This window comes from Verrucomicrobiota bacterium (genome assembly GCA_016871675.1).
Classification (GTDB): domain Bacteria; phylum Verrucomicrobiota; class Verrucomicrobiia; order Limisphaerales; family VHCN01; genus VHCN01.
Genome location: VHCN01000125.1, coordinates 1 through 4,140 on the forward strand (window position 1 = coordinate 1; position 4,140 = coordinate 4,140).

Below are 4,140 nucleotides of genomic sequence, written 5' to 3' on the forward strand. Positions count from 1 at the left end.
AGGGTTTTTCAGCGATGATGAGAGCCTTGCCCATGCAACGAGCTTGGCTCTTACACTGGCGCGCGGGGCGAAAGCAACGAGAAGTTTTCCGGGGAGTCCGCCAAATCAGCGGCTCAAACGCGCGGCGTTCGCCGGACGCCCGGGCGCGAGCGGTTGCGTGCCAATCATAAGGATGGTGCGGCCGGGCAGCTTCGCGCGCTCGGCGTAGCGAACGGATTCGATGAACGCTAGGAGCCGCTCCGGGCTCGTCATCGTGAACGATCGAACCTCGCGGATGATGCGCTGCGATTCCGCGTCGAAGTCCGGCGGCAGTTCACCCTTGCGAAAGGGCACGACGTCGAAGCCGAGGCCGCGGCAGAGCTTTCGAAGCGGATTCAAGGGTTGAGCTGGAATCGCACCGGAATTTCGACCGCCGAGGCGACAGCGGTTTCGCCCTGGCGGGCCGGAGCAAAACGCCAGCGGCCGACGGCCCGGAGCGCCGAGGCGTCCAGTTCGCCGTGGCCTGAGCTGCGCTTGAGCGCGACTTGGGCCGGCCGGCCGGATTCGTCCACAAGCACACCCACAAGCACGAGCCCTTCAAGGCCGCGTCGTCGTGCCGTTCGCGGATATTCGGGCGGAGGTGCGTGCACTTGCCCCGGTGCGCGATCCAGCCGTTCCGCGCGTATCTCGTCGCGAACGGATGTAACCGCGCCTGGCGCGAGGCGCACCTCGCCCGCCGGCGCGGCTTCGACCACCGCACTGCCCGGGGCTGGCGCGAAGGAAGGAGCCGGGTGGATGCGAACATCAAGGTCGCGAGGCTCCGCGCGAGATGTCGTGAGCGCGCCGTCGTGGGGGTGGGGGGTTGGCGATTCGGTTCGCAGCGGTTGAACTGAACCGCGCTCGATCGAAGAAGCTTCGGAAGGCCTGATCGCGGGCTCGTTCGATGGAGTCGTTTGAGGCAACCGCGCAGCCGCCGCTGAAATCACCGCGGGGGAGTCGGCGGTCCGAAGGTCAACTTGAACCAGCGTTAGCACCGCGTCCGGTGGTCGCGCGGGGGATCGGTTGCGCGACCCGTTGCAGGTGGCGAACAACGCCAAACCCGCCGCCGCGTGGAGTGCAAGCGAGGCGAGCAATGGCGTGGCGCGGAATCCGTGCATCAAGCGCGCAGAGGGTTTCCTGCGGACCGGGAGTCGTCAATGGCGAACACGCCGCGAGCGGGGCGCGCCGGGCGTGTCAGCGGCCGAAGGACTCCTGGATCGTCGTGCCGAAGAATCCGCCCGGGCGGCCGTCGCTGGACCAGTTCACGCCCGCCGTGGGGGAGCAGCCCGCGAGCAAAACCGCGGCCACAAGACGTAATGCACTTCTCACGGCTCAATCCTTCTCCGAGAAGAGCGCTCGCGCAAATTGCTTCGCGTCGAACGCCTGCATGTCGTCCGCCTGTTCGCCAAGGCCGACGAACTTGATGGGCAGACCGAGTTCCTTCTGGATGGCAACGACCATCCCGCCCTTGCTCGTGCCGTCCAGCTTGGTGATCACGAGGCCGGTGAGCGCCACGGCCTTGTGAAACTCGCGCGCCTGTTGCAGGGCGTTCATGCCCGTGGTCGCATCGAGCACGAGCAGGACCTCGTGCGGGGCGCCGGGGAGTTGCTTGTCCATCACGCGATGGACCTTTTGAAGTTCCTTCATGAGGTTGCTCTTGGTGTGAAGCCGGCCGGCGGTGTCCACGAACACGTAGTCGGTCTTGCGCGCGGCCGCAGCGGCCACGGCATCGTGCGCGACGGCGGCGGGGTCCGCGTTGTAGGCACCCGCAACGACCTCGACCTTGAGCCTCTGGCCCCACAGCTTGATTTGCTCGATGGCGGCGGCGCGAAACGTGTCGCACGCGGCGAGCAACGCGGTCTGGCCGCGCGTCTGCATCAGGTGGGCGAGCTTCGCGGAAGTCGTGGTCTTCCCGGTTCCGTTGACGCCGACGATGGAAACGACCGTGGTGCCGTGCGGTTGCTTGCGGAGCGCCGCGTTTCCGGTGGCCAGACATTGCTCGACTTCGCGCGCGGCGATTTCGAAGACATCCGCCTGCGAGCCGCCTTGTGACTCGTAGGCCTTGCGGACCGCGTCGGCGATCTGCTGGGTCATGGCCATGCCGAAGTCGGCGCCGAGCAGCACGTGTTCTAGCTGCTCGAGCGATTCGGGCGTGAGCTTCGGCGAACCCGTGACAATGCGCTTGATCTCGTGGACGAGCTTGGCGTGGGTCTTCTGAAGGCCCGCCTTGAATTTGCCGAACAGGCCCATGCGCGACTTCAGGAGAGGGCCGCCGCCGCGGGCAGGGCAGGTGCGGTGCCGCGGGCACGCCGTGAGGAAGCGAGCCGTTCGTTGAGCCGGCGGACGTGCTCGTAGGGGATTTTCAACGTGCCGATGAGGGGCCTGCCCTTGTTCATCCCGTGGCAATCCGAGCCGCCCGTCACGAGCAAGCCGTGGCGGTCCGCGATCGTGAGGTATTTCTCGCTCGTCGCCGTGGAATGCCGGCTGTGAAAACACTCGATCCCGTCGAGCCCCGAGGCAACGAGTTCGGGAATGAAGTCGTCGCTGCGGTTGAGCCCGGGATGCGCCATCACGGCGACCCCGCCCGCGTGCTGGATCAACGCGATGGCGTCGCGGGCGTGGACCTTGGCCTTTGGAACCCATGCGATGCGGTGCATCTTGAGGTAACGCTGGAAGGCCTCGTCGAGGTTCGCGCAGTAGCCCGCCTGCACGAGGGCGCGCGCGATGTGTGGCCGGCCCGGGGCCTTGCAGTTGGCCAGGCCGAAGACCGTCTCGGCGGCCAGCGGGATTCCGGCGCGGTTGAGGCGGGCGCACATTTCCCGGATGCGGTTCTGGCGGATGACCTGGTATCTCGCGAGTTCGTTGCGAAGGCGCGCGTTCTCGATGTCGAGCCCGTAGCCGAGGATGTGCAGTTCGAAGTGCCCGAGTTCCGCCGTCAGTTCGGTCGCGGCGATGAACTCGATGCCGAGGCTCGCGCAAGCCGCGTCCATCCGTGGGCAGCCCTCGACCGTGTCATGGTCGGTCAGCGCGACGGCCGCGAGTTCGCAGCGGCGCGCGTGGGCGGCCAGTTCCTCCGGCGAGTAGGTGCCGTCGGAAAAATGAGTGTGGAGGTGAAGGTCGGCGAACATCGCTCGGCATTCGCGGCTTCACTCCGCGATGTGGGTGCAACGCGGCTCCCGGCGGGTGGGTCGGATGCGGTTCACAACACCACCCTCGCCGGACGCAACAATTCGTCCTTCACGCGGTCGAGGATGCCGTTCACAAACCGGCCGCTCTCATCCGTGGAGAAGCGCTTCGCGATGTCCACGGCTTCGTTGATGCTGACGATGGGCGGAATGTCCTCGCGGAACAGCATCTCGTAAATCGCAAGGCGGAGGATGTTCCGGTCCACGATCGCCATGCGCTCGAGCGACCAGTTCTTGGCGTACTTGCGGATCTCCTCATCGACCCGCGCGCGATGCTCAAGCGTGCCGCGGATGAGCGGTTCGGCGAACGCGCGGGTGGCCGCCTCCTCGACGTTGGGCGGCGGGAGCGTGATGGGTTCGCCCCAGGTCGCGGGCCCCTTGTCAGCCTCGAGTGCCGCGGAACGCTGCGCCGTCCAGAAACTCTCGAGCGCGGCGTCCAGGTTTTCCGGGACGTTCACATCGCACTGGAACAGAAATTGAATCGCGCGCTCCCGCGCCTCTCGCCGCATTCCCATGGGCGGAAGATGAAGCATGGAGGCGGGGCGCGGAAGGGAAAAGTAACACGCGTGCGGAAGCCCCGAAGTTGGGCGCGGGGCGCGGCGGTTTCACCTTGAATCTCCCGTGCATACCGCTACAAAAGGCCCAACGCATGCCAACCTTCACCTACGTGGCGCGTGATGCGGGAAGCGGTCGCGAAGTGCAGAGTTTGATCGACGCCGCCTCCGAGCAGGCTGCGGTGCAGGCGCTGCTCGGGCGCAATCTGCTCGTGGTCAGCATCCAGGAGAAGGTCAGCAAGCGCGGCAAGATCGCCGGCGGCAGCGTGCCGCTGGCCGACCTCGTCATCTTCACCCGGCAACTCGCCACGATGATCGACGCCGGCCTCGCGATCGTGCAGTCGCTCCAGGCGCTCGGCGACCAGACCTCGAACAAGGTCATG

At 66.5% G+C, this 4,140-nt stretch carries 6 protein-coding genes; 1 reads left to right on the top strand and 5 read right to left on the bottom strand.

The features are described from left to right. Positions 1-105: 105 nt before the first annotated feature. The 5 genes from FJ386_15170 to nusB form a co-directional block, all read right to left on the bottom strand. Positions 106-378: a hypothetical protein gene (locus tag FJ386_15170; GenBank protein MBM3878027.1), complete on the bottom strand. Its 273-nt coding sequence runs from the start codon at positions 376-378 to the stop codon at positions 106-108. Next, a complete protein-coding gene (locus tag FJ386_15175) occupies positions 375-1,136 on the bottom strand; it encodes a TonB family protein (protein MBM3878028.1) in 762 nt (253 codons plus the stop codon). Before FJ386_15175 ends, FJ386_15170 begins: the two co-directional genes overlap by 4 nt. Before the next feature lie 214 nt (positions 1,137-1,350). Next, positions 1,351-2,268 (bottom strand): signal recognition particle-docking protein FtsY, encoded by a 918-nt coding sequence (ftsY, locus tag FJ386_15180; GenBank protein ID MBM3878029.1) that lies wholly within the window; start codon positions 2,266-2,268, stop codon positions 1,351-1,353. An 8-nt stretch (positions 2,269-2,276) separates the two neighbouring features. Next, positions 2,277-3,146, bottom strand: coding sequence for a PHP domain-containing protein (locus FJ386_15185; protein ID MBM3878030.1), 870 nt, complete (start codon positions 3,144-3,146; stop codon positions 2,277-2,279). Between the two features lie 71 nt (positions 3,147-3,217). Further along, positions 3,218-3,718, bottom strand: a complete 501-nt coding sequence (gene nusB, locus FJ386_15190) for a transcription antitermination factor NusB (GenBank protein MBM3878031.1) — start codon at positions 3,716-3,718, stop codon at positions 3,218-3,220. A gap of 134 nt (positions 3,719-3,852) precedes the next feature. Here nusB and FJ386_15195 point away from each other — a divergent pair. Further along, on the top strand, positions 3,853-4,140 hold a 288-nt coding region (locus FJ386_15195; GenBank protein MBM3878032.1), incomplete at its 3' end, for a type II secretion system F family protein.